This window comes from Streptomyces sp. NBC_01268 (genome assembly GCF_036240795.1).
Lineage (GTDB): Bacteria > Actinomycetota > Actinomycetes > Streptomycetales > Streptomycetaceae > Streptomyces.
Map to the genome: position 1 here is coordinate 2463896 of NZ_CP108454.1, position 25093 is coordinate 2488988.

Consider the following 25093-nt stretch of genomic DNA (forward strand, 5'->3'; position numbering starts at 1 on the left):
CGACCGGCGGCCGGGCGCAACGGAATTGCCCGGCCGTTCCCGCACGGCGCCGCGGCGCCTACAGCACCGGCAGGTTCTTCCGCAGCTCGAAGGCGGTGACCTCGGAGCGGTACTCCTCCCACTCCTGCTTCTTGTTGCGGAGGAAGAAGTCGAACACGTGCTCGCCGAGGGTCTCCGCGACCAGTTCGCTGCGTTCCATCAGGGCGATGGCCTCGCCCAGGTTCTGCGGGAGGGGCTCGATGCCCATCGCGCGGCGTTCGGCGTCGCTGAGGGCCCAGACGTCGTCGTCGGCGCCGGCCGGGAGCTCGTAGCCCTCCTCGATGCCCTTGAGACCGGCGGCGAGGAGGACCGCGTAGGTCAGGTAGGGGTTGGCGCCCGAGTCGATGGAGCGGACCTCGACCCGGGAGGAGCCCATCTTGCCGGGCTTGTACATCGGGACGCGGATCAGCGCGGAGCGGTTGTTGTGGCCCCAGCAGATGTACGCGGGGGCCTCGCCGCCGGAACCGGCGGTGCGGCCCGAGCCGCCCCAGATGCGCTTGTACGAGTTGACCCACTGGTTGGTGACGGCCGAGATCTCGCCCGCGTGCTTCAGGAGGCCCGCGATGAAGGAGCGGCCCACCTTCGAGAGCTGGTACTCGGAGCCCGACTCGTAGAAGGCGTTGCGGTCGCCCTCGAAGAGGGAGAGGTGGGTGTGCATGCCCGAGCCGGGGTAGTCCGAGAACGGCTTCGGCATGAAGGTCGCCTGGACGCCCTGTTCGAGGGCGACCTGCTTCATGACCAGGCGGAAGGTCATGATGTTGTCGGCGGTGGAGAGGGCGTCCGCGTAGCGCAGGTCGATCTCCTGCTGGCCCGGCGCGCCCTCGTGGTGGGAGAACTCGACCGAGATGCCCATGGATTCGAGCATGGTGATCGCCTGGCGGCGGAAGTCCATGCCCACGTTCTGCGGGGTGTGGTCGAAGTAGCCCGAGTTGTCGGCCGGGGTGGGCCGGCTGCCGTCGAGCGGCTTGTCCTTCAGGAGGAAGAACTCGATCTCGGGGTGGGTGTAGAAGGTGAAGCCCAGGTCCGAGGTCTTGGCGAGGGCCCGCTTCAGGACGTAGCGCGGGTCCGCGAAGGACGGCGAGCCGTCGGGCATGAGGATGTCGCAGAACATCCGGGCCGTGCCGGGGGCCTCCGCGCGCCAGGGCAGGATCTGGAAGGTGCCCGGGTCCGGCTTGGCGATCATGTCGGACTCGTACACGCGGGCGAAGCCCTCGATCGCGGAGCCGTCGAAGCCGATGCCCTCGTCGAAGGCCTGCTCCAGCTCGGCGGGTGCCACGGCCACCGACTTCAGGAAGCCCAGCACGTCGGTGAACCACAGACGCACGAAGCGGATGTCGCGCTCCTCGAGCGTACGGAGCACGAATTCCTGCTGCTTGTCCATTTCCACACCCATCCTCGCTGGTCAGGCCGCCTGCTCCCACCGCCTCGGGCACATCGGGGGGCACCTGAGCATCCCACCACATGGTTTCGTGCACGTTGCCTACCCATAGTGCCTGCTCCGCTGTGACTGAGGTAACGGGAAAGCGGCCGGAAAGCGGCGCCGGTCAGGCATCTTTCCGGTACCGAGTGGTCCCCCGTTCGGCCCAAGGGACCCTTTCAACCACTACGATCGGCGCCCATGGGAGCCTCCCGGCTCATCGGCCCGCCGCGACACGCGCGTCCCCTGGCACTGGCGAGTGCCGTGGCGACGCTCATCGGCGCGCTCTTCCTCTGTCTGGGGGTCGGCGACCCGGCCGGCGCCGACCGGGACCCCGCCGCCCACGAGCAGGTCCTGCGCCACCACACCTCCGTCGTCGACGAGTACGTGTGCCCGTACGACCCCGGCGGCTGCTCCCTCTTCCCGTCCCTCTCCCCCGCGGTACTCAGCGCCCCGCCGCTGGACCCGCCGCTGCACACGGAGGGACGGCTGCCGCGCCTCGACGCGCCGCACCACTCCGGCCTGGCGCCCCGCCCCGGCGCACAGCCCCGTGCGCCGGACCTCCACGTCCTTCAAGTGCTGCGGACGTAAGCGGCCGGGTCATCCCCACAGTTCGTTTGCACCGTTCGCATTTCCCCTTACTTCCGAACTTCCGAGAAGGACGACATCACCATGGCCGCGAACCGCTCCACCACCTCCGACCGCCGCGCCAAGATAGAGGGGCTGCGCCGCGCCGAGCAGGCCCGTGAGCGCCGCAACCGTCTGCTGACGATCGGTCTCTCCACCGTCGTCGTGCTCAGCCTCGTCGGCTTCGGCGGCTGGGTGATCACCAAGGAGAACAAGGAGCAGGAGAAGACGGAGGCGGCCGCCAAGGCCCCCATCAAGGGCGAGAAGGACTGGGACGCCAAGAAGCTGGGCCGCAACCACGTCACCACCCCGGTGAAGTACGACATGAAGCCGCCGGTCGGCGGGGACCACAACCCCGTCTGGCAGAACTGCAACGGCGACGTCTACGACAAGGCGGTCAACGACACCAACGCGGTGCACTCCCTGGAGCACGGCGCCGTCTGGGTGACGTACAACAAGAAGGCGTCCCCCGCCGACGTCGAGAAGCTGAGCGCGAAGGTCAAGAAGACCCCGTACTCGCTGATGAGCCCGGTCGACGACCAGAGCGGCGCCATCATGCTCAGCGCCTGGGGCAAGCAGGTGACCGTGGACGGCGCGAGCGACCCGCGGGTCGACGTGTTCTTCACCAAGTACGTCAACGGCCCGCAGACCCCCGAGCCGGGCGCCGCGTGCACCGGCGGGGTCGGCGCGGAGGGTCAGGGCGGCGCCGGGATGGGCCAGTGAAGCTGAACCGGACGCAGTGGGCGTCCGTCACCGCCGTGGTCCTGGCCCTGCTGTTCGCCGGAGGCGCCGTCACCGTCGCCTCCGCGGACCGCGACGAGGGCCCCGGCACGCCCACCGCGGAGTCGGCGGACGCGGGCTTCGCCCGTGACATGGCCGTCCACCACCAGCAGGCCGTCGAGATGTCCTTCATCGTCCGCGACCGCACCGAGGACGAGGAGGTGCGCCGCCTCGCGTACGACATCGCCAACACCCAGGCCAACCAGCGCGGCATGATGCTGGGCTGGCTCGACATGTGGCGGCTGCCCAAGGTGCAGTCCGGCGTGGAGCCGATGACCTGGATGGGCATGGGCGGCATGGCCATGGGCGGCGAGGACGGTGAGCTCATGCCGGGCATGGCCACCCGCGCCGAGCTGGAGCAGCTGCGCAAGGCCTCCGGCCGGGACGCCGAGGTGCTGTACCTGAAGCTCATGACCGAGCACCACAAGGGCGGCATCCACATGGCCCAGGGCTGTGTGGAGCGGTGCGTGCCCGGCGTCGAGCGCGACCTCGCGCAGGGCATGGTCGACGGGCAGCAGTCCGAGATCAAGCTGATGGCGGACATGCTCAAGCAGCGCGGCGCCTAGCCGCCCCGTACCGCGCCCTCCCGCGCGTACCCGCGCCGATGCGCCGGCCCCCGTGACCCCAGCGGTCGCGGGGGCCGCGTCGTGACCGGAGAATGGTGGTGCTCGGGGATCCCGTACGCACGTCCGACGTCCGACGTCAGGCGTTCGACGAAAGGTACGCACCCCATGACCACGGCGAAGGACATCATGCACGCGGGAGCCCAGTGGATCCCCGCACACGAGACCCTCGACCGCGCCGCCCAGCTGATGCGCGACCTGAACGTGGGCGCCCTGCCCATCGCCGATCAGAACGAACGGCTCTGCGGCATCATCACGGACCGCGACATCGTCGTGGGCTGTGTGGCCATGGGCCACGATCCCGCCAAGATCACCTGCGGGGAGATGGCCCAGGGCACCCCGCGCTGGATCGACGCGGGCGCCGACGTGGGCGCGGTCCTGGAGGAGATGCAGAGTCACCAGATCCGGCGGCTGCCCGTCGTCGAGAACAAGAAGCTGGTCGGCATGATCAGCGAGGCCGATCTGGCCCAGCAGCTGTCGGACGAGCAGCTGAAGGCCTTCTGCGCGAGCGTGTACGCCGCCTCCTGAGGCGGCCTCAGCCTCCCAGCGCGGCCCGGGCCACGGCGTCCGGGCGGTCCAGCATGACCAGATGGCCCGACGGCTCGGCCGCCTCGTAGCGGGCGCCGAGCCGTCGGGCCAGCGCGCGTTGGCGCCGCTCCCAGCGGGCGGAGCCGTCGGGCGCGGCGAGCACGGTGACGGGCAGGCCCGGCGGCAGCGGCACGCGCGCGCGCAGGGCGAGGAGTTCGGCGGCGACGGCGCCGTAGCGGGCGTTCTCGTCGAGGGTGCCGCGCAGCACGCGCGAGGTGCGGTAGACGCGGCGGACCAGGGCGGGCGGCGCCGGGTCGTGCCGTACGGCCAGTGCGCGGGCGGCCGGCCCCAGCGCGGCCGGCGCGCCGAGGGCGGACAGCAGCGCGCCCAGCAGCCGGGCCCGGGCGGGCGCGGTGCGGGAGGCGCGCGGGTGCTCCTCCACGGAGGAGTCGACGAGGACGAGCGCGGCGGTACGGTCCGGGTGGAGGCGTGCGAAGGCCTCCGCGTGGAACCCGGCGAGGGAGTGGCCGACGACCGCGGCGGGCCCGGGCAGGCGCAGCGCGTCGAGCACGGCGGCGATCCGGTCCGCCTCGCCCGCGGCGGTGGAGGGCCCGGAGGCGGGGGCGGAGAGGCCGTGCCCGGGCCGGTCGAACCGGACGACCGTGCGGTACGGGGTGAGCAGCGGCACGACCGGCTGCCAGTCGAACCAGCTCATGCCGAGCCCCGCGGACAGGACGCAGACGGGCCCCGCCCCGTCGACGACGACGTGGTGGGGGACGCCGCCGATCCGGACGAAGCGGGGGGCGGGGCCGGGGACCGGGGCGGGGGTGGGGGTCATGGGCGCTGTCCTTCCGTCCGTACGGCCCGCTCGGCCCGCGTCGCCGCGTCCTCTCCCCGCTCGCGGTACACCGACCACGCGAGCACCGCCAGCCACACCGCCACGAGGAGGATCTGCAGGCGCTGACCCGCGCCCAGGGACCACAGGCCCCTGCCCGCCTCGAAGGCGGCCACGGCGGCGAGGGTCCAGGCGGTGGCGGCGAGTTCGAGGGCGACGAGGGCGGGTCCGGTGCGGGCGAGGGGGCGCCACAGGGAATAGCGGCGGGCGGCCAGGGTCAGGGCGAGCATCGCGGTCAGCGCACCCGCCATGGCGAGGCTGGAGCTGACGGCGTGGGCGGTGTGGGTGGCGGGCACGAGCCCGGCGGTCTCGCGGGCGGCGCACTCGGGGTCCGAGGTGGGGGCGCAGCTGAGCGGGAGCCGGGAGTCGACGGCGGTGGCGGCTCCGAAGAGCGCGAGGGCGAGCCAGCCGACGAGCAGCCAGGGCCGGCGCGGGCCGGGTTCGCGCCGGGCCCAGGAGGTCGGGGCCGGTTCGGCGGGGCGGCCGGGCCGGCCGGTCGCCGCGAGGCCGGTCAGCGCGCCCGCGAGGACGAGCAGCCCGGCGGTGAGGTCGGTCGCGCGGAACAGGCCGCCGAGCGGCTGGTCGGCGGCGGCGAGCTCGGAGACGTAGGCCCGGACCGGGTCGAGCCCGGTCCGGACGACGACTTCGAGCACCCAGGCGGTGTACGCGAGCGCGCCGAGCGCGAGGAGGACGGCGGCGGCCTGCGTGGCTTTCCTGGACACACTCGTCCTACGTCAGGGCGTGGTGGAAGGTTCCCGGTGGTCCGGGTGGATCCAGCCCGGCTTGCGGTATTTGAGCAGGGCTCCGGGGATGACGAGGCCGAGGACGAGCAGCCCACCGCCGACGATCAGGAGGTAGCGCCACAGCGGCTGGTCGCCGAACTGGTCGGGCGGTACGAAGCCGATGACGAGGGCGGCGACGGAGGAGACGAAGCCGACGCCGGCGACCCAGGCGACGGCGGGGACGCGGAAGCCGCGCTCCACGGCGGGCTGGGTCCTGCGCAGTCGGACGACGGCCGCGAACATCAGCAGGTAGGCGATGAGGTAGATCTGCACGGTGATCACGGAGAACATCCAGTACGCGCTGGAGACGTTGTCGCTGAAGGCGTAGAGGACGCCGATCAGGGTGGTGACGACGCCCTGCGCGACCATGATGTTCACGGGGGCGCCGGCCTGGTTGAACTTCTGGAACGCGGGCGGCAGGTAGCCCTCCTGCCGGGAGAGCAGGACGAGGCCCCTGGCGGGTCCGGAGAGCCAGGTGAGCATGCCGCCGAGGGCGGCGCAGACCAGCATGACGCCGACGACCTTCGTCATCCAGCCGATCGAGAAGTGGTCGAAGAAGGCCTGGAAGGCCTGCATGAGACCGGCGGTCAGGCTGAGCTGCTCGGCGGGCATCACCCAGGCGATGGCCAGGGCCGGGAGGATGAAGATCAGCAGGACGAGGCCGGTCGCCAGGAACATCGACCGGGGGTACTCGCGCTTGGGTTCGCGCAGCGAGGAGACGTGGACGCCGTTCATCTCCATGCCGGCGTAGGACAGGAAGTTGTTGACGATGAGGACCAGGCTGGCGAGGCCGGTCCACGGCGGCAGCCAGTGGTCGGCGGTCATGGGCTGCGCGGAGGGGTTGCCCTGGCCGAGGAAGACGATGCCGAGGACGACGAGCAGGACGCCGGGGACGAGGGTGCCGACGACGAGGCCGAAGGAGGACAGGCCGGCGATCGTCTTCGTACCGCGCGCGGAGATCCAGACCCCGGACCAGTAGATGACGACGATGACGATCGCGACGTAGAGGCCGTTCTCCGCGAGGGAGGGGTCGATGACGTACGCGAAGGTCGAGGCCACGTAGGCGAGCAGGCTCGGGTAGTACGCGATGGTCATGGCGAACTGGCACCAGACGGCGAGGAAGCCGAGCGGTTTGCCGAGCGCCTCGCTGACCCAGCGGTAGATGCCGCCCTCCCAGCCGGAGGCGAGCTCGGCGCCGACCAGGGCGGTGGGCAGCAGGAACACGAGGGCGGGCAGCAGGTAGAGGAAGATCGCCGCGAGTCCGTAGAGGGCCATGGACGGCGAGGGCCGCAGCGAGGCGACGGACGCGGTGGTCATGAACGCGAGCGTCAGCCAGGAGATGAACTGCCGCTTGGTGCCGTCGTCCTGGCGGAGCTCGGCTTCCGTCGGGGAGCCCGCGACGGTGTTCCCCGCCGGCTCTGCCGGATCGTCAGTGGTCGTCATGGGCTCATGATCAGCGGACCGGACCAGCTTCGCATGTCGGCCGAAAGAGGTGGAATCCCGCCCGTTCGACCCCCCGTGCTGATCACGAACACATATCGTTCACAAATCAACTGGGTCCTTCACGCATGACTGGCCTACGGTCGTGATCTCCAGGGGTGGGGCGGTCTTGCCATGCCCCGAACCGCCTGCGAAGGACACCGCATGACCATGCCCACCCACTCCCCCGACCAGCAGCCCTGGGGCGCGCCGGGGATGCAGCCCCCGGTCCAGCCCCGCAACGGGCTCGGCACCTCGGCACTGGTGCTCGGCATCGTGGGCCTGCTCTTCGCGATCATCCCCTTCCTCTTCTGGCTGGGCGGGATCCTGGGCCTGCTGGCCCTGATCTTCGGCATCGTCGGCGCCTCGCGGGCCGGCAAGGGTCTGGCGACGAACAAGGGCATGGCCGTGACCGGCCTGGTCCTGGGCGCCCTCTCGATCCTCGTCTCGATCATCTGGACCGTCGTCATCGCCACGGCGGTCAAGGACGTCGCCGACGAGATCGAGAAGTCGGGCGGCCTGCCGACCGCCACGTCCTCCGCCAAGCCGGGCGCGGGCAGCACCGCCGAGCCCTCGGCCGACGCGACCCCCGGGGCGCTGAAGTTCGGCGAGACCTTCGCCTACGAGGACGGCCTCAAGGTCACCGTCTCCAAGCCGCGCGCCCACAAGCCCGACGCCTTCGCCGCCGGGTACACCAAGGGCAACAAGGCCTTCCAGGTGACCATCACCATCGTCAACGGCGGCAAGGAGGCGGTCGACGTCACCGCCGCCCTGCCGAACGCCAGCGACGCCAACGGCGCCGCGGCCGAGATGGTCTTCGACGGCAGCAACGCCACCAAGCCCTTCGAGGGCAAGGTGCTCCCCGGCAAGCAGGCCAAGGCCGACTTCACCTTCGCCATGGCGCCCGACGCCGCCGGCGAGCTCCAGGTGGAGATCGCCCCGACCGTCCTGGACCACGAGTCCGCGGTCTGGACCGGCTCGACCAAGTAGGGCGGCGACGGCACCCATTCCCCAGGACATAGCGTCGAATTGACGATTAGACTGGGGGGCGTGCCTCAACTACGCCTCGCTCTGAATCAGATCGACTCGACGGTCGGCGACCTCGCCGGCAACGCCGAGGCCGTCGTCCAGTGGACCCGGCACGCCGCCGAGCAGGGAGCGCACCTCGTCGCGTTCCCCGAGATGGTGCTGACCGGCTACCCCGTCGAGGACCTGGCGCTGCGCCCCTCGTTCGTCGAGGCCTCCCGGGCCGCCCTGCGGGCGCTCGGGCGGCGCCTCGCGGACGAGGGCCTCGGCGAGCTGCCGGTCGTCGTCGGCTACCTCGACCGGTCCGAGCGGGACCGGCCCCGGCTCGGCCGGCCCGCCGGCTCCCCGGAGAACGCCGCCGCCGTGCTGCACCGGGGCGAGGTGGTGCTGCGCTTCGCCAAGCACCACCTGCCCAACTACGGCGTCTTCGACGAGTACCGCTACTTCGTCCAAGGCGACACCCTGCCCGTCCTGCGCGTCCACGGCGTCGACGTGGCCCTGGCGATCTGCGAGGACCTGTGGCAGGACGGCGGCCGGGTCCCGGCGGCCCGCACCGCGCGGGCCGGGCTGCTGCTCTCGGTCAACGCCTCCCCGTACGAGCGGAACAAGGACGACACCCGGCTCGAACTGGTCCGCACCCGGGCCCGGGAGGCCGGCTGCACCACCGCGTACCTGGCGACCACCGGCGGCCAGGACGAGCTGGTCTTCGACGGCGACTCGATCGTCGTCGACGCCTCGGGCGAGGTGATCGCGCGCGCCCCGCAGTTCGCCGAGGGCAGCGTGATCCTGGACCTGGACCTCCCGGCGGCCGTGCCGGACGCCCCCGAAGGGACCGTCGACGACGGGCTGCGGATCGACCGGGTGGTGCTCTCCGAGGAGCCGCTGCCCCCGTACGAGCCGGAGGTCACCGGCGGTTACGCGGAGCGGCTCGACGACGACGAGGAGGTCTACTCCGCGCTGGTCGTCGGCCTGCGGGCGTACGTCGCCAAGAACGGCTTCCGGTCGGTCCTGGTCGGCCTGTCCGGCGGCATCGACTCCGCCCTGGTCGCCGCGCTCGCCTGCGACGCGGTCGGCGCGGCCAACGTGCACGGCGTGTCCATGCCCTCGAAGTACTCCTCGGACCACTCGCGCGGGGACGCCGCCGAACTGGCCCGCCGCACCGGCCTGGACTTCCGCACCGTCTCCATCGAGCCGATGTTCGACGCCTACATGGGCTCCCTCGGCCTGACCGGCCTCGCCGAGGAGAACCTGCAGTCCCGGCTGCGCGGCACGCTGCTCATGGCGCTCTCCAACCAGGAGGGCCACCTCGTCCTCGCACCGGGCAACAAGTCCGAGCTGGCGGTGGGCTACTCGACCCTGTACGGCGACTCCGTCGGCGCGTACGGCCCGATCAAGGACGTCTACAAGTCGGACGTCTTCCGGCTGGCCCGCTGGCGCAACCGGGCCGCCGAGGAGCGCGGCCAGCTGCCGCCGATCCCGGAGAGCTCGATCAGCAAGCCGCCGAGCGCCGAGCTCCGCCCGGACCAGGTCGACACCGACTCGCTGCCCGACTACGGGGTCCTGGACCGGATCCTGGAGCTGTACGTCGACCGCGACCGGGGCAAGGACGAGATCGTCGCGGCCGGCTTCGACGAGGAGCTGGTGACCCGCACGCTGCGGATGGTGGACACGGCGGAGTACAAGCGCCGCCAGTACCCTCCGGGCACCAAGATCTCCGCGAAGGGCTTCGGCAAGGACCGCCGCCTGCCCATCACCAACCGCTGGCGGGAGACCCCTTCCTGACGGCGCCTCCGGGCGGCCCGGGCGGAGCGGGTCAGAACGTCACGCGGGCCGCGACCGGCAGGTGGTCGCTCTTCGTCTCCGGCAGCGTCCAGGAGGAGAGCGGCTCCACGCCCTTCACCATGATCTGGTCGATGCGGGCCATCGGGAAGGACGCCGGCCAGCTGAAGCCGAAGCCGTCGCCGGCCGCGCCCTGCGTGGAACGCAGCTGCGAGGTCACCGCGTTGAGCGAGCGGTCGTTCATGGTGCCGTTGAGGTCGCCGAGCAGCACGATCCGCTGGTGCGGGTCGTGCGAGATGGCCTCGCCGAGGGCGTTGGCGCTGTCGTCGCGCTGGTTGGCGGTGAAGCCGGCGTTCAGCTTGACCCGTACGGAGGGGAGGTGGGCCACGTAGACGGCCACGTCCCCGGCGGGGGCGGCGACGGTGGCGCGCATGGCGCGGGTCCAGCCCATCCGGATGTCGACCGGCCGCGGGTCGCGCAGCGGGTACTTGCTCCACAGGCCGACCGTGCCCTGCACCGAGTGGTACCGGTACGTGTCGGCCAGGCCCCGCTCGTAGGCGGGCACCACGTCGCCCTTCAGCTCCTCCAGGGCGATCACGTCCGCGCCGGAGGCCGCGATCTGACGGGCCGTGCCCTCCGGGTCGGGGTTGTCGGCGTTCACGTTGTGGCTCACCACGGTGAGGCCCTCGCCGGGCTCGGACTTGTCGACGATCAGGCCGCCGAAGAGGTTGACCCAGACCACGGCCGGCAGCAGCAGGGCGATCAGCGCGGTCGCGGAGCGGCGCAGCAGGGCGAGGACGAGGAGCACCGGCACGAAGAGGCCGAGCCAGGGCAGGAAGGTCTCGGTCAGGCTGCCGAGGTTGCCGATCCGGTTGGGGATGTCGGAGTGGAACACCATCAGGAGCGTCAACAGCACCGCGCACAGGGCGAGGAGGATGCCGCGCCGCCAGATCCCGCGGTCGCCGCGCAGGGCCCGCAGGCGGTCCGCGAGCCGGGAGGCGGGGCCCTTGTCGTGCGGCGCGCCGCCGTTCTCGGTCTCCGTCATGTCCACCCGCGTCATCGCTGCCCGTCCTCACTGCCTTGCTCTGCGACCCGGACTCGACCCTAGGCGATTCCGGTTCGGTCGTACTCCCCGAGGGACGACAGAGCCGCGTGGCGGGTTCCTGCAGGTGGCGAGAGGCGTCCTGCTGTGACAGAACGCGCACATTCGTACGACTCGTCCGGTCGGACGTCGCGCCTGGTCAGCGGCGCGGGCGCACGCCCTCCAGAACGGCGTCGACGACCCGCTCGGCGAGGTCCGGTTCCAGGGTGGCACCGGGGCGGATGACGGTACGCAGCAGCAACGGGCCGGTGAAGAGGTCGTTGACCAGCTCGACGTCGAGGTCGTCGCGGATCTCGCCGAGCTCCATCCCGCGCCGGACGACGTCCAGACCGAGGCGGCGGCGGGGGTCGATGACGGTCTGGTGGTACGCGTCCCACAGCTTCGGGTAGCTCTGCATCTGCGAGAACACGTTGTGGAGCAGCGCCGAGTTCCGCTTGGCGAGTCCTCGCCGCCGGATCGACTCCATGAGCGCGACGAGGTCGTCCCGGACCGAGACGCCGGGAAGCACCGGATCCGGGGCCTCGACGGAGCGCAGCAGGTCGACGAAGAGCTCCTCCTTGCCGGGCCAGCGACGGTAGATGGTGGCCTTGCCGACCCCGGCGGTGCGGGCGATCTTCTCGATCGACAGCTCGGTCAGCGGCGTCCCGCCCTCCAGCAGCCCGATCGCCGCGTCGAAGATCGCCTGCTCCGCCGCCTCGCTCCGCGGCCGCCCGCGCCGGGCGGACCCGGCGCAGTCGTCGGCGGCGGACGGAGTGGCCGAGGCCGCGGGCGGGGTGGCCGGGGCCGCGGACGGGGTGGCCGGGGCCGCGGGCGGGGTGGCCGGGGCCGCCGGGGTGCCCGGAGCCGTGGACGCGGCGCGCGGGCCGCGTGCGGCGCTCGGCGCGCCTTCGACGGTGCCCTCGGCCCGCGGCGCGTCCGTGTCCGGGGCCGTGTCCGGGGCCGGGGCCGTGTCCGGGGCCGGGCCGCGTGCGGCGCTCCCGGTCCGTCGTCCGGATCCCGGGCTCGTCGCCCGTGCCCCGCCGTTCTCCTGCGCCACGTCCGCTCCGCCTCTCCGTCCGGGCCCCTGGGCCACCGCCGCCGCCTCTGCCGCTACCTCGTCACCGATTCTCCCGCCTCTGCTCGGTCACCGGGAACGGAGGAGCGCGCCGCGGGGGGCGCCGGGGTGCGGCCGGGGAGGAAGAGGGCCACGACGACGGCGCCCAGGAGGGCGACGGCGGCGGAGCCGATGGCGGTGACGTGCATGGCGTCGAGGAAGGCGTCGTACGCGGGGGCGACCAGGCCGCGCCCGGCCGGGCCCAGCTTCTCGGCGACGGCCAGGGTGGCCTCCAGGGACTCGCCGGCCGCGTCGCGCAGCCCGGGCGGGACCGCGCCGAGGTGGTCCTCGATGCCGCCGCGGTAGGTGGAGGACAGGACGGAGCCGAGCACGGCCACGCCGAGCGCCCCGCCGACCTGGCGGAAGGTGTTGTTGATCGCCGAGCCGGAGCCGGCCTTCTCGCGGGGCAGCGCCTGCATCACGGCGACGGTGACCGGCGGCATGATGTGCGCCATGCCGGCGCCCTGGACGAAGAAGACGACTTCGAGGACCCAGACCGGGGTGTCGGCGTCGAAGAAGGCGAACGCGCCCAGGCCGACGGCGACGGCGAGCATGCCGGCCGTGCACACGGCCTTCGCGCCGAAGCGCTCGACGACCAGCCGGGCCCGCGGCGAGAACAGCACCTGGGCGACGGCCAGCGGCAGGATCAGCAGGCCCGACTGCAGGGCGCTGTAGCCGCGGACGCTCTGCAGGTAGAAGGCGGAGAAGAAGGTCACGCCGAGCAGGGCGAAGAAGACCAGCGCGATGGCGGCGACGGCGGCCGAGAACGCGGGCTTGCGGAAGTACGAGATGTCGAGCGCCGGGTGGTCGGCGCGCTTCTCGTACAGCACGAACCCGGTGAGGACCGCGATGCCGGCCAGCGCGGGCACGAGGACGGTGACGTCGGTGACGCTCGCCAGCTCGCCGCCGCGGATGATGCCGTACACCAGCAGGACCAGGCCGAGGACGGAGAGCAGCACGCCGGGCAGGTCGATCCGGCCGGGCTTCGGGTCCTTGGAGTCGGGCACGAGCCACGCCATGAGGACGAGCGCGAGCAGCACGACGGGCACGTTGACCAGGAAGATCGAGCCCCACCAGAAGTGCTCCAGGAGGATGCCGCCGGTGATGGGGCCGACGGCGATCGCGAGGCCGACGCTGCCGGCCCAGATGCCGATGGCCTTGGGCTGTTCGTCGCGTTCGAAGACGTTCATCAGGACGGCGAGGGTGGCCGGCATGACGAAGGCGGCGCCGAGGCCCATGAGGGCCCGGTAGGCGATGAGCTCGCCCGGGGAGCCGGAGAGCGCGGCGAGCGCGGAGGCGATGCCGAAGACGGTGATGCCGAAGAGGAGCACCTTCTTGCGGCCCAGGCGGTCCCCGAGGAGTCCGGAGGTGAAGAGGAGCCCGGCGAAGACGAGCGTGTAGGAGTTGATCGACCACTCCAGCTCGCTCTGGGTGGCGCCGATGCCGGTGGGCGCGGGGCTCGCGATCGTCTTGACGGCGACGTTCAGGATCGAGTTGTCGAGCACGACGATCAGCAGGCTGAGCATCAGGACGCCGAGGATCGCCCAGCGGCGGCGGTGCACGGCCTCGGGTATCCGAGGCAGGGTGAGGTCAGGGGACGGCTGAGACATGGCCCTCACCCTAGACCCATTTCGATACGAGACCGTCTCGTATCGAAAAACCAAGACGGTTTCTTTACCGACACCGCGACGCGGCCCGTCGCGGGGGTGTGAACAGCACCACTCCGCCCCACTTCCCCGGCCCCCCGGCGAAGTGCCACCATGGACATGGTCCGGGGACGCCACAGGGCGCCTCGAGATGACAAAAGGAGCCGTTCACCATGACGCTTCAGGCTGCCCAGAAACCGCCCGCCGACAGCAGCAAGGCGCTGTACGGAGGGAAGGGCACCCGCCGCATCACCGTCCACGACATCGCCGCCGCCAAGACCCGCGGCGAGAAGTGGCCCATGCTCACCGCCTACGACGCCATGACCGCGTCCGTCTTCGACGAGGCCGGCATCCCGGTGGTCCTCGTCGGCGACTCGATGGGCAACTGTCACCTCGGCTACGACACCACCGTGCCCGTCACGATGGACGAGATGACGCTGCTCTCCGCCGCCGTCGTACGGGGCACCCGGCGCGCCCTCGTCGTCGGCGACCTGCCCTTCGGCTCGTACCAGGAGGGTCCGGTCCAGGCCCTGCGCAACGCCACCCGGCTGGTCAAGGACGCGGGGGTCGGCGCGGTCAAGCTGGAGGGCGGCGAGCGCTCCCTCCCCCAGACCGAGCTGCTCGTCCAGGCCGGCATCCCCGTCATGTCCCACCTGGGCCTCACCCCCCAGTCCGTGAACACCATGGGCTACCGGGTGCAGGGCCGCTCCGACGAGGCCGCCCACCGGCTGCTCAGCGACGCCAAGGCGGCGCAGGACGCGGGCGCCTTCGCCGTGGTCCTGGAGCTCGTCCCGGCCGAGCTGGCCGCCGAGGTCACCCGCTCGCTGCACATCCCGACGATCGGCATCGGCGCCGGCCCCGACACGGACGCTCAGGTCCTCGTCTGGACCGACATGGCCGGTCTGACCGGAGGCAAGGTGCCGCGCTTCACCAAGCAGTACGCCAACCTGCGCGAGACGCTCGGCGACGCCGCGCGCGCCTTCGCCCAGGACGTCACCGGCGGGGCGTTCCCCGCCGAGGAGCACAGCTTCCACTAGGCCCCACCGGACCTTCCCGGAAAGAACGACAGCCCGCCGACCGTCCCCCGTCGGCGGGCTGTCGCCCTTCCGGCACCCCCCGACACTCCTGTCGGTGGCTGTAGGCGGTGCTGTCGGTCGGCTGTCGGTGCGTTGTCGGTGGCGCCGTGTTCCCTGGTGGACATGACGCGATCACACACCAACGCCGTCGAGGTCCGGGGCCTCGTGAAGCACTTCGGCGAGACGAAGGCCCTCGACGGGGTCGACCTGGACGTCCGCGAGGGCACCGTCCTCGGGGTCCTCGGCCCCAACGGCGCCGGCAAGACCACCCTCGTCCGCTGCCTGTCCACCCTCCTCGCCCCGGACGCCGGCACCGCCTTCGTCGCCGGCTACGACGTGGTGCGCCAGCCCCGCCAGCTGCGCCGCACCATCGGCCTCACCGGCCAGTACGCCTCGGTCGACGAGAAGCTGTCCGGCCGGGAGAACCTCTACATGATCGGGCGGCTGCTCGACCTCCCGCGCAAGGACGCCCGCGCGCGGGCCGACGAGCTCCTGGAGCGCTTCTCCCTCACCGAGGCCGCCAAGCGCCCCGCGATGAACTACTCCGGCGGCATGCGGCGCCGCCTCGACCTGGCCGCCTCGATGATCGGCCGGCCGGCCGTGCTCTACCTGGACGAGCCGACCACCGGCCTCGACCCCCGCACCCGCAACGAGGTGTGGGACGAGGTCCAGCGGATGGTCGCCGAGGGCGCCACCGTCCTGCTCACCACGCAGTACATGGAGGAGGCGGAGCAGCTCGCCAGCGAGCTGACCGTCATCGACCGCGGCCGGGTCATCGCCCGGGGCGGCGTCGACGAGCTGAAGGCGCGGGTCGGCGGCCGCACCCTCCAGGTCCGCCCGGCCGATCCGGCCGACCTCTCCGCGATGGCGGCGGCGCTCCGCGAGACGGGCCTCGACGGCATCGCGGGCGCGACCGTGGTGCCCGACGAGGGCGTGCTGTACGTGCCGATCCTCAGCGACGAGCAGCTGACCGCCGTCGTGGGCCTGTTCGGTGCCCGCGGCTTCGGCATCGCCCACATCGGCACCCACCTGCCGAGCCTCGACGAGGTGTTCCTCGCCATCACGGGGGAGAAGACCTCCGCCACCGACGCCGCCCACGACGCGCTCGACCAGGAGGTCGCCGCATGAGCACCACCACCCTGCCCCAGTCCCCGGTGGACACCCCCGGCCCCACGCCCGCCCGGCAGGCGTCCGGCGACGCCGACGGCCGCATCGGCCTGCGGGCCAACCTGCGCCACATCGGCGCCCTGGTCCGGCGCAACGCGCTCCAGATCAAGCAGGACCCGGAGTCGATGTTCGACGCCGTCCTGATGCCGATCATCTTCGTGCTGCTCTTCGTGTACGTCTTCGGCGGCGCGATCGCCGGCAAGGGCAACAACGACCAGTACGTGAACTACGTCGTGCCCGGCCTGATGGCCATGATGGGCATGAACATCGCGATGGGCGTCGGCACCGGCATCAACGACGACTTCAAGAAGGGCGTCATGGACCGGTTCCGGACCATGCCGATCGCCCGCTCCTCGGTGCTCATCGCGAAGATAGTCGTCGAGCTCGGCCGCATGCTGATCGCCACCGCGATCCTGCTGGGCATGGGCTTCCTGCTCGGCCTGCAGATCCACACCTCGGTGCTCCACCTGTTCGCCGCGATCGGCCTGTCCGCGGTCTTCGGCGCCGCCCTGATGTGGATCTTCATCCTGCTCGGTCTCACCATGAAGACGGCCCAGGCCGTCCAGGGGATGGCGATGCTCGTGCTGATGCCGCTGCAGTTCGGGTCCTCGATCTTCGCCAAGCCGACCACGATGCCCGGCTGGCTGCAGACCTTCACCGACTACAACCCGCTGTCCAACCTCGCCGACGCCGCCCGCGGCCTGATCAACGGCGGCCCCGTCGCCCACTCGGTGTGGATGACGCTCGCCTGGGCGGCCGGCCTCACCGTGGTCATGGCGCCGCTCGCGGTCGCCAAGTTCCGCAAGAAGACCTGATCCTCAGGGGGACTCAGGACTCGGCGCGCCCGTTGATCGCGTCGGCGCGTACGAGCAGGGCGGCGGCCTCCTCCAGGGAGAGGCCGCCGCCTTCGGCGTACGCGGCCTCGAACTCCGCCCCGTCGCCGAGCGCGGCACGGGCCAGCTCGGAGGCGCGCGCCAGGTTCTCCCGCTCGATGGGCGGGGACAGGTGCCCCGGTGGACGCAGTCCCTGGGCCGCGCCGAGCAGCACGGCCGCCGTGCGGGCCCCGGGGCCGCCGAGCCCCGCCAGCGCCCAGGCGGCGGTCATGAGATGGACCGAGGGCATCTGCGGCGCGACCATCAGCGACAGGGCGCCCAGGGAGCGCTCGTAGGCCCGCCGGGCGAGCCCGAAGGCCACGTCGTACCGCTCGTCGAGGTTCTCCACCCAGCCCAGGCTGCCGAGGGTGAAGCCCTCGAAGATGGAGAGGGTCTGCGAGCGGAACTCGTCGAGCAGCCGCTCCAGATGGCTCCGGGCCTCCTCCAGGCGCCCGGTCCGGCCGAGCAGCATCGCCAGGAAGATCCGGGCGGCGAGCATCGGCTCGTGGCCGCGCCCGTGTTCGCCCTCGACGACCTCGCGCAGGATCTTCTCGGCCTCCTCCACGCGTCCGGTCTCGATCAGCATGTCGGCGTAGCGGGCGCGCAGCAGCGCCATCTGGGACTGGGCGCCGACCCGCCGCGCGTAGTCGATGGCGGCCGCGAAGTCCTCGGCGGCGCCGTGGAACTCCAGGCGCCGCTCGCGCGCCTCGGCTCGCGAGGACAGCGCCTCGGCCGCGCCCCAGGCGTCGTCGAGCCGGACGAAGATCCGCAGGCTCTCCTCGGCGTCGGCGGCGGCCTGTCCGGCCAGGTCGGCCCGGTTGGCGAGCAGGTTGGCGCGCAGCTGCAGGGCGTTGCCCAGCTCCCAGTCGTACCCGTAGCGGCGGCAGGCGGCGACATGGGCGTCCAGGGCCTCGCCCATGCGTCCCGGTTCGGCGATGAGCAGGACGGCGAAGACGGCGAAGGACCCGGGCAGCCGGCAGGTCTGGGGCAGCCCCGGTGGATACAGCTCGTTGATCCGGCGCAGCCGCACGATCCCCTCCGGGGTGGTCCACCGCCCCGTCTCGTGGTCCATGTTGAGCAGTTCGATCAGGCGCACGCCACGCCGCGCCTCCCACAGCCGGTCCTCGTCGAGCGGCGGGGGCCCGGCCGTGATCGGCTCGTCCAGCGGTACGACGGGGGCGGCGTCGGGTCCGAACGGGTCGGGTCCGAGGGCGGTGACGGACTCGGACCAGTGCAGGGCGTCGGCCCGCAGGTCGCGCATGGTCCAGTACCAGAGCAGGGAGTGGACGAGGACGAGCGCCTCGTGCTCGTCGCGTGCGGCGACGGCCCGCCGCAGGGCCGTGCGGACGTTCCCGTACTCGACGCCGAAGCGGGCGAGGGCGGACGTCTGCCGCGGCCCGCGCAGTTCGGGATCGGTCAGCCGGGCCAGCTCCCGGTAGTACACGAGATGCAGCCGCTCCGTGCCCTCCCGGTCCCCACCCTCGTCCAGCCGCTCCCCCGCGTACTCGGCCACCGTCTCCAGCAACCGGTACCGCATCCCCCCGCCCCCCTCGACCGCCACCACCAACGACTTGTCGACCAACGACCCCAGCACATCCAGCACACCCGGCCCGCCCGGCCCACCCACCGAACCCGCCCCGCAGACCACCTCGGCAGCCTCCAGATCACACCCACCCGCGAACACCGAAAGCCGCCGCAACACCACCCGCTCCGGCCCGTCCAACAGATCCCACGACCAGTCCACCACCGCCCGCAACGTCTGCTGCCGCGGCAACACCGTCCGCGCCCCCGACGTCAACAACCGGAAACGATCATCCAACCGCTCCGCGATCTGCCCCACCGACAACATCCGCAACCGAGCCGCCGCCAACTCCACCGCCAACGGCAACCCGTCCAACCGCCGAACGATCTCCTCCACGCCACCCCGCTCCCCCTCCACCACGAACCCCGGCCGCACCGCAGCCCCCCGCTCACCGAACAACCGCACCGCCACCCCCAACGGCAACGGCCCCAACGAACGCACCACCTCCCCCGGCACCCCCAACGACTCCCGACTCGTCGCCAGCACCGTCACCCCCGCACACCCCGCCAACAACACCTCCACCAACCCCGCCACCGCACCCACCACATGCTCACAGTTGTCCAGCACGACGAGCATGCGCAGCCCGGCGCAGTGCTCGACCAGGCGGCGGGTCGGGTCGTTCGGGTCCTCGCCGAGGCGCAGTTCCTCGGCACCGGCGCCGCGCAGGACGGTCTCGCGGGCCCCGACGGCGCCGAGGACGGCCTCGGCGACGGTCTCCGGGTCGGTGACGGGCGCGAGCTCGACGAGCCAGACGCCGTCGGGCCAGTCACCGCCCACCCGTTCGGCGGCCTCCTGCGAGAGCCGGGTCTTGCCGACGCCACCGGGCCCGAGCAGGGTGACCAGGCGGGCGGATCGCAACTCCTGTTCCAGTTGCGCCAGTTCGACATCGCGCCCGAGGAAGCTGGTGAGCCGGGCCCTGAGGTTGCCGACGGGCGCCCGGACAGCGGGTACGGCCGCGGGCAGTTCCAGCAACTCACCGTGCAGGGACCGCAGTTCGGCCGACGGATCGGCGCCGAGCCGATCGGCGATCTCCCCCCGGACGACGTCGTAGGCCGCCAGGGCCTCGGCCGAGCGCCCGACGTCCCGCAGCGCCCGGATCCGCAGGGCCTGGAGGGGTTCGTCCAGCGGACGGGCCTCGCACAGCGCGGTGAGCTCGGGCAGCACGGCGGCCGCGTCGCCGAGTGCGAGGGCGGCCGCGAGCCGGGCCCGGCGGGCGTCCAGCCGGCGGGCCTCCCAACGGGCGGCCTCGGCCCCGCGGTCCGGGAGGTCGGCCAGGGCCGGCCCCTTCCACAGCGCCAGGGCCTCGTCGAGGAGCCGGGCGGCCGCCGCGGCGCGCCCGTCCTCCCCCTCGCGTACGCCCTCGGCGACGAGCCGCTCGAAGCGGAACAGGTCGACGTCGTCCCGCGCGGCGTCCAGCCGGTAGCCCCCGTCGGTGGAGACGACCCGCTCGTGCCCCAGGGCCCGCCGCAGCCGCCCGACCAGCGCCTGGAGCGCGGCGACGGCGTCGGCGGGCGGCTCGGCCCCCCAGACCTCGTCGACGAGCACCCCGACGGGGACGGCCCTGCCCGCCCGCAGCGCGAGCGCGGTCAGCAACGCCCGCACCCGGGGCCCGCCGACGGCGACGGCGGACCCGTCGGGGCCTTCTGACGTGTGAACCCGGGCCGGGCCGAGGACGAAGTAGCGCACGGGCCCCATTGTCCGTGAGCCGGCCGAGGGCCCGCGCCCGCACCACCCACCGCCACCACGAGCGGAGGATCAGTCCGGTCTTCCTCGCGATCGCCGCCGTGATGGGAGTCACCGGCTGGGCCGTGTGGACGGACTTCGCGGCCTCGCCGGGCCTGGCGGTCTTCCTCTTCGTGACCTCGGGGTGGATCGTCTCGCTCTGCCTCCACGAGTACGCGCACGCCCGCACCGCGCTGCACAGCGGGGACATCACGGTCGGTGCGAAGGGCTATCTGACCCTGAACCCGCTCGCGTACACGCACGCGGTGCTGAGCGTCGTCCTGCCGGTGCTGTTCGTGATCATGGGCGGGATCGGTCTGCCGGGCGGCGCGGTCTTCATCGAGCGGGACCGGGTCAGGGGCCGCTGGAAGCACAGCCTGATCTCGGCGGCGGGCCCGCTGGCGAACGCGCTGTTCGCGGTCGTCTGCACGGCGCCGTTCTGGCTGGGGGCGCTCGACGGCGTGCCGGTGGCGTTCCGGTACGCGCTCGCGTTCCTGGCGTTCCTCCAGGTGACGGCGGCGCTCCTGAACGCGCTGCCGGTGCCGGGGCTCGACGGCTACGGGGTGGTCGAGCCCTGGCTGTCGTACCGGTTCAAGCGCCAGATCGAGCCGTACGCGCCGTACGGCTTCTTCGTCGTGATCGCGCTGCTGTTCGTCCCGGCGGTCAACGGCGCGTTCTTCGACGGGGTGGACGCGCTGATGCAGGCGCTCGGGGTGCCGGAGCTGTCGCGCTCCTGCGGGTCGGCCCTGTTCCGCTTCTGGGAGTCGGCGCCGGACGTCTGCGCGGTCTAGCCCTCGGCGGAGGCGGAGGCCGCGGACGCCTTCGCACGCCGGATGTAGTACCAGGCCATGTTCGAGGAGAGACCGGCCAGCAGCACCCAGACGATGCCGAGGAAGCTGCCCTGGACGAAGGAGACGACGGCCGCGGTGACGGCGAGCGCGCAGACGACCAGGGCGTAGAGGGCGAGGCGGGGCATGGAGGTCGGCTCCTGTCGGATACGGCGATGGTGCCCGTCCAGTGTCCCCCATGCCCGGACCGCGCCCCGCCCGGGACCCGGCCGGGCGGGGGCGGGGAGACGGGCGGGTGCGCGTCCGGGTGCCCGGACGCGGCTCAGACGTCGGTGACGCGCAGCCCGGCGTGCGCCTTGTACCGCCGGTTCACGGAGATCAGGTTGGCGACCAGCGACTCGACCTGGTGCGCGTTGCGCAGCCGCCCGGCGAAGACGCCGCGCATGCCGGGGATGCGCCCGGCGAGGGCCTGGACGATCTCGACGTCGGCGCGGACCTCGCCGAGGACCATGACGTCGGTGTCGATCTCGTCGATGGAGGCGTCCTGGAGCAGGACGGCCGACAGGTGGTGGAAGGCGGCGGTGACCCGGGCGTCGGGCAGCAGCGCGGCGGCCTGCTCGGCGGCGGAGCCCTCCTCCGGCTTGAGGGCGTAGGCGCCCTTCTTGTCGAAGCCGAGCGGGTTGACGCAGTCGACGACCAGCTTGCCGGCGAGCTCGCCGCGCAGCGCCTCCAGGGTCTTGGCGTGCCCGTCCCACGGCACGGCGACGATCACGATGTCGCTGCGGCGGGCGCACTCGGCGTTGTCGGCGCCCTCGACGCCGAGACCGAGCTCGTCGGCCGCGGCCTGGGCGCGGTCCGCGGCACGGGAGCCGATGATCACCTTCTGGCCGGCCTTGGCGAGCCGGTAGGCGAGGCCGCGCCCCTGGTCGCCGGTGCCGCCGAGGACGCCGACGACGAGCCCGGAGACGTCGGGAAGGTCCCAGGGGTCCTTGGGCGCGGGGGCGGCGGAGGCGGGGCTGCTGGAGGAGGGCGAGGAAGTCATGGCCCCGACATTACCGACCGGTCGGGTCGATGGGCCCCGTACGGGTGAGAGTTCCGCGAACGCCCGCGCGCGCCCCCGGCGGGGGCCCATGATGCGGGGCCATGGACGCCGTACGTGTCGCGCTGCTGCGCGAAGTGCTCGCCGGTACGCAGTGGCCGGCGGCGGCCCGCCGCTTCGCGGGCTCGCTGCGCTCCTCGGTCGTGTCGCACGGCGGCGGGCTGCTGCTGGTCGGGACGGAGGAGTACGAGCCCTGGCACCTGGCCGCCCATCTGGTCGACGAGTCGGCCTGGTCGGGCTGCCCGGAGCTGGCGCCCACCCTGGTGAGGCACCGGGTGCGGCCCGGCGACCCGGCGCACCTGGCGGTCGGTCTCGGCAGGATCGAGACGGCGGGCCGGGGGGCGACGCTGCTGATGGTGGCGCCGTCGCGGCCCGCCGAGGGAGTGCTCGAACGGATCCATGACGCGCGCAGGGCGGGGGCGACGGTGCTGTCCCTGGACGGCGGCGACCCGGAGCTGCAGGGCCTGGCGCACGAGACGCTGACGGTCGCGGCGGACGCGGAGGTGGACCTGGACACGGTCCAGCACCTGGTGAGCGCGGCGACCGGCGAGAACTGCCTGCCGCCGCCGGCCCCGCGCGGGCGCCCGCGCTTCCGGGACCGTCTGTCCCGCCTGGCCGACCGGCTCACCGCCCCGCCGCCGGCCCGGTGGTGAACGGGCGCACTGCCCGATCCGGCGCTAATTCGGTTGCCCCGGGACCGCGCCCCGGCTGAGCATGGCGCCTCGTGACCCGTCTGCTCCGCCTCCTCCCCGACCTCGCCCCCTGGCGCTCCTCCCCCGACTTCCGGCTCCTGTGGGTGCAGGGCCTCGTGGCGTACTTCGCCGGCTTCATGGCGCTGATCGCGCTGCCGCTCCAGATCAAGGACCTCACTCACTCGCCGCTCGCGGTGGGCGCGATGGGGGCCGTGGAGCTCGTCCCGCTGATCGTCTTCGGGCTGTACGGCGGGGCGCTCGCCGACGCCGTGGACCGGCGCAGGGTGATCGTGGCGACCGAGGCGGGGCTCGCGCTGCTGGCGCTCGTCCTGTTCCTGAACGCGCTGCTGCCGCAGCCGCTGCTGTGGCCGCTGTACGTCGTCGCGGCCGGGGTCTCCGCCCTGGCCGGGCTGCAGCGCCCGGCGCTGGACTCGCTGATGGCCCGGATCGTGCCGCACGAGCAGCAGACCGCCGCCGCCGCGCTGAACTCGCTGCGCTGGCAGCTGGGGTCCATCGCGGGCCCGGCGCTGGCGGGTCTCGTCGTCGCGTACGCGGGACACGCCCCGGCCTACGCGGTCGGGGCGGCCGGCTTCGTGGTGTCGGTGCTGCTGTGCCGCCGCCTGTCGCCCGCGCCCCCGGCGCGGGACGCCGAGAAGCCGTCGCTGCGCGGGATCGCGGAGGGCGCGCGGTACGCGTGGTCGCGGCCGGTGCTGCTGGGGACGTACGCGATCGACCTGGCCGCGATGTTCTTCGCCTTCCCCAACACGATCTTCCCGTTCCTCGCGGACGACCTGGACGCGGAGTGGTCCCTGGGCCTGATGTACGCGGCCGGTTCGGTCGGCTCCCTGGTGCTGGGGCTCACCAGCGGCTGGACGTCGAAGGTGCGGCGGCACGGGGTGCTCGTCGTGGCCGGGGCGACGGGGTGGGGTCTGGCGATCGCGGCGGCGGGCTGGTTCGGGAACGTGTGGCTGGTGCTGCTGTGCCTGGCGTTCGCGGGCGCGGGCGACATGCTGAGCGGGCTCGGCCGGTCGACGATCTGGAACCAGACGATCCCGGAGGAGCTGCGCGGGCGCCTGGCGGGCATCGAGGTGCTGTCGTACAGCGTGGGTCCGCAGCTCGGCCAGGTCCGGGCGGGTGCGATGGCCGGCTGGACGGGCACGCGGGCGGCGGTCTGGTCGGGCGGGGTGGCCTGCGTGGCGTCGGTCGGCCTGCTGTGCCTGGCGCTGCCGAAGCTGCTCACCTACGACGCCGCGACGGACGAGGACGCGCTGGCCCGCAAGGCCGCGGCCGTCGCGTAGGGCGCTCGGCCCCGCGCGACGGCCTGGGCGGGCGTCCTCAGGAGTCCCCGCGGCGCGCCGCCCACCCGCGCAGGGACAGCACCGCGAGGACGAGGACCCCCGCCGTCTCGACGGCGAGCGTGGGGACGACCAGCTCCCCTTCGACGACCTCCTCGAAACCGAGGAGACCCGTGGTGAGGCTCAGCACGAGCGCTCCCAGGGTGCCGGCCGTGAAGAGCGCGGTGACCGCGGCGACCGGCTCCAGGAAGCGGGCGGGCGTCACGAGCAGGGCCGCCGCGAGGACGCAGCCGACGATGCCGTTCAGCAGGAAGAGCACGCCGATGGTGGCGACGTACCGGTAGCCGTCGCCCCAGAGGTAGAGGTGGATCGCGGCCATCGCGGCGGTCAGGGCGACGCCGGTCAGGCGCAGCAGGACCGTCACGGCGGTGCTCCTAGTAGCCCGTGCCCGGGCTGTCGCCGTTGCCATGGCCGTTCCCGTCGCTCGGGGTGGTCGGGGTGGTCGGGGTGGTGCCGCCGGTCCCGCCGACGGTGATCTGTGTCTTCATGCCCAGGTCCTTGTGGCTGTCGACCGGGCAGTAGACCTGGTAGGTGCCGGACTTCAGGGTCACCGTGAGGGTGGCCGATTCGCCCGGGGCGAGGGTCTCGGTCCGGTTCTCCGTGCCGCCGCCCTCGATCTCCAGGGCGTGCTCGTGCTGCCCGTCGTTCTTCGCGACGAAGGTGTACGGCCCGGCGTGGAAGGTCTGCTGGGAGAGCGTGATGTGGAAGTCGGTCAGGTCGGCCTTCACCTGGGTGGCCGCCGTGGTCCCCGAGGTCCCCGAGGACGGGGCCGGGGCCGGGGCCGGGGTGCTGCTGCTGCCGCTTCCTCCGCCGCCGCCTCCGCAGGCGGCCAGGAGGGCGGCGAGGGCGGCGCCCGACAGGCCGAGGGCGATGCGGCCGCGGGTGCGGTGGTCGCGTGGGGTGCTCGGTGTTCCGGTCATGGTT

23 protein-coding genes and 1 pseudogene are annotated in these 25093 nt (G+C 72.8%); 12 read left to right on the forward strand and 12 right to left on the reverse strand.

The genetic code is table 11. The features are described 5' to 3' along the window. Positions 1-58: 58 nt before the first annotated feature. Positions 59-1420, reverse strand: coding sequence for a glutamine synthetase family protein (locus OG309_RS10770; RefSeq protein ID WP_329420080.1), 1362 nt, complete (start codon positions 1418-1420; stop codon positions 59-61). 237 nt (positions 1421-1657) lie between these two features. On the opposite strand from OG309_RS10770, the gene OG309_RS10775 reads away from it, so the two are divergent. The 4 genes from OG309_RS10775 to OG309_RS10790 all read left to right on the forward strand — a co-directional run bounded on the left by OG309_RS10775 (position 1658) and on the right by OG309_RS10790 (position 4014). Further along, on the forward strand, positions 1658-2047 hold the full coding sequence (locus OG309_RS10775) for a hypothetical protein (RefSeq protein ID WP_329420082.1): 390 nt from the start codon (positions 1658-1660) through the stop codon (positions 2045-2047). A gap of 81 nt (positions 2048-2128) precedes the next feature. Further along, positions 2129-2806 (forward strand): DUF3105 domain-containing protein, encoded by a 678-nt coding sequence (locus OG309_RS10780; protein WP_329420084.1) that lies wholly within the window; start codon positions 2129-2131, stop codon positions 2804-2806. Positions 2807-2808: 2 nt separating this feature from the next. Next, a complete protein-coding gene (locus tag OG309_RS10785) occupies positions 2809-3429 on the forward strand; it encodes a DUF305 domain-containing protein (RefSeq protein ID WP_329428253.1) in 621 nt (206 codons plus the stop codon). Between the two features lie 165 nt (positions 3430-3594). Next, complete coding sequence (locus tag OG309_RS10790; RefSeq protein WP_329420086.1) at positions 3595-4014, forward strand: CBS domain-containing protein; 420 nt, start codon at positions 3595-3597, stop codon at positions 4012-4014. Between the two features lie 7 nt (positions 4015-4021). On the opposite strand, the gene OG309_RS10795 is transcribed toward OG309_RS10790, so the two are convergent. From OG309_RS10795 to OG309_RS10805, 3 genes are read right to left on the reverse strand one after another with little or no spacing between them, the layout of a single operon-like run. Continuing rightward, positions 4022-4852: an alpha/beta fold hydrolase gene (locus OG309_RS10795; protein WP_329420087.1), complete on the reverse strand. Its 831-nt coding sequence runs from the start codon at positions 4850-4852 to the stop codon at positions 4022-4024. Beyond that, the gene (locus OG309_RS10800) at positions 4849-5631 is read right to left on the reverse strand and encodes a DUF998 domain-containing protein (protein WP_329420088.1); all 783 of its coding nucleotides are present in this window, start codon (positions 5629-5631) and stop codon (positions 4849-4851) included. The genes OG309_RS10795 and OG309_RS10800 overlap by 4 nt, the downstream gene beginning before the upstream one ends. A 12-nt stretch (positions 5632-5643) precedes the next feature. Continuing rightward, a complete protein-coding gene (locus tag OG309_RS10805; RefSeq protein WP_329420090.1) occupies positions 5644-7134 on the reverse strand; it encodes an APC family permease in 1491 nt (496 codons plus the stop codon). Positions 7135-7335: 201 nt separating this feature from the next. On the opposite strand from OG309_RS10805, the gene OG309_RS10810 reads away from it, so the two are divergent. Both OG309_RS10810 and OG309_RS10815 read left to right on the forward strand, forming a co-directional pair. After that, positions 7336-8160 (forward strand): DUF4190 domain-containing protein, encoded by an 825-nt coding sequence (locus OG309_RS10810; protein WP_329420091.1) that lies wholly within the window; start codon positions 7336-7338, stop codon positions 8158-8160. 60 nt (positions 8161-8220) lie between these two features. Continuing rightward, on the forward strand, positions 8221-9978 hold the full coding sequence (locus OG309_RS10815) for an NAD+ synthase (RefSeq protein WP_329420093.1): 1758 nt from the start codon (positions 8221-8223) through the stop codon (positions 9976-9978). A gap of 31 nt (positions 9979-10009) precedes the next feature. On the opposite strand, the gene OG309_RS10820 is transcribed toward OG309_RS10815, so the two are convergent. The 3 genes and pseudogenes from OG309_RS10820 to OG309_RS10830 all read right to left on the reverse strand — a co-directional run bounded on the left by OG309_RS10820 (position 10010) and on the right by OG309_RS10830 (position 13780). Next, complete coding sequence (locus tag OG309_RS10820; RefSeq protein ID WP_329420094.1) at positions 10010-11035, reverse strand: endonuclease/exonuclease/phosphatase family protein; 1026 nt, start codon at positions 11033-11035, stop codon at positions 10010-10012. 181 nt (positions 11036-11216) lie between these two features. Next, a pseudogene (locus OG309_RS10825) lies at positions 11217-11804 on the reverse strand (TetR/AcrR family transcriptional regulator); the annotation flags it as partial. 362 nt (positions 11805-12166) lie between these two features. Then, positions 12167-13780 (reverse strand): MFS transporter, encoded by a 1614-nt coding sequence (locus OG309_RS10830; protein ID WP_329420096.1) that lies wholly within the window; start codon positions 13778-13780, stop codon positions 12167-12169. A gap of 209 nt (positions 13781-13989) precedes the next feature. Here OG309_RS10830 and panB point away from each other — a divergent pair, with 209 nt between their 5' ends. The 3 genes from panB (at position 13990) to OG309_RS10845 (ending at position 16874) form a co-directional block, all read left to right on the forward strand. Next, positions 13990-14853, forward strand: coding sequence for a 3-methyl-2-oxobutanoate hydroxymethyltransferase (panB, locus tag OG309_RS10835; protein WP_329420097.1), 864 nt, complete (start codon positions 13990-13992; stop codon positions 14851-14853). Positions 14854-15015: 162 nt separating this feature from the next. Beyond that, entirely contained in the window at positions 15016-16020 is a 1005-nt protein-coding gene (locus OG309_RS10840) for an ATP-binding cassette domain-containing protein (protein WP_329420099.1), read from the forward strand. After that, the gene (locus OG309_RS10845; protein WP_329420100.1) at positions 16017-16874 is read left to right on the forward strand and encodes an ABC transporter permease; all 858 of its coding nucleotides are present in this window, start codon (positions 16017-16019) and stop codon (positions 16872-16874) included. The genes OG309_RS10840 and OG309_RS10845 overlap by 4 nt, the downstream gene beginning before the upstream one ends. Positions 16875-16887: 13 nt before the next feature. On the opposite strand, the gene OG309_RS10850 is transcribed toward OG309_RS10845, so the two are convergent. Beyond that, positions 16888-20208: an ATP-binding protein gene (locus OG309_RS10850; protein WP_329420102.1), complete on the reverse strand. Its 3321-nt coding sequence runs from the start codon at positions 20206-20208 to the stop codon at positions 16888-16890. Between the two features lie 5 nt (positions 20209-20213). On the opposite strand from OG309_RS10850, the gene OG309_RS10855 reads away from it, so the two are divergent. Further along, entirely contained in the window at positions 20214-21026 is an 813-nt protein-coding gene (locus tag OG309_RS10855; RefSeq protein ID WP_329420103.1) for a site-2 protease family protein, read from the forward strand. Here the strand turns inward: OG309_RS10855 and OG309_RS10860 are convergent. Both OG309_RS10860 and npdG read right to left on the reverse strand, forming a co-directional pair. Then, a complete protein-coding gene (locus tag OG309_RS10860) occupies positions 21023-21211 on the reverse strand; it encodes a hypothetical protein (protein ID WP_329420105.1) in 189 nt (62 codons plus the stop codon). The two genes, OG309_RS10855 and OG309_RS10860, sit on opposite strands and share 4 nt — an antisense overlap. A gap of 134 nt (positions 21212-21345) precedes the next feature. After that, positions 21346-22065 carry an NADPH-dependent F420 reductase gene (gene npdG, locus OG309_RS10865; protein WP_329420106.1) on the reverse strand — a complete coding sequence of 240 codons (720 nt, stop codon included), beginning with the start codon at positions 22063-22065 and terminating at the stop codon, positions 21346-21348. A gap of 101 nt (positions 22066-22166) precedes the next feature. On the opposite strand from npdG, the gene OG309_RS10870 reads away from it, so the two are divergent. Continuing rightward, complete coding sequence (locus OG309_RS10870; RefSeq protein WP_329420107.1) at positions 22167-22775, forward strand: hypothetical protein; 609 nt, start codon at positions 22167-22169, stop codon at positions 22773-22775. A gap of 71 nt (positions 22776-22846) precedes the next feature. Then, positions 22847-24112, forward strand: coding sequence for an MFS transporter (locus OG309_RS10875; RefSeq protein ID WP_329420109.1), 1266 nt, complete (start codon positions 22847-22849; stop codon positions 24110-24112). Between the two features lie 37 nt (positions 24113-24149). On the opposite strand, the gene OG309_RS10880 is transcribed toward OG309_RS10875, so the two are convergent. Beyond that, positions 24150-24533: a hypothetical protein gene (locus tag OG309_RS10880; RefSeq protein WP_329420110.1), complete on the reverse strand. Its 384-nt coding sequence runs from the start codon at positions 24531-24533 to the stop codon at positions 24150-24152. Between the two features lie 10 nt (positions 24534-24543). Beyond that, the gene (locus OG309_RS10885; RefSeq protein WP_329420111.1) at positions 24544-25089 is read right to left on the reverse strand and encodes a cupredoxin domain-containing protein; all 546 of its coding nucleotides are present in this window, start codon (positions 25087-25089) and stop codon (positions 24544-24546) included. Positions 25090-25093: the final 4 nt, after the last annotated feature.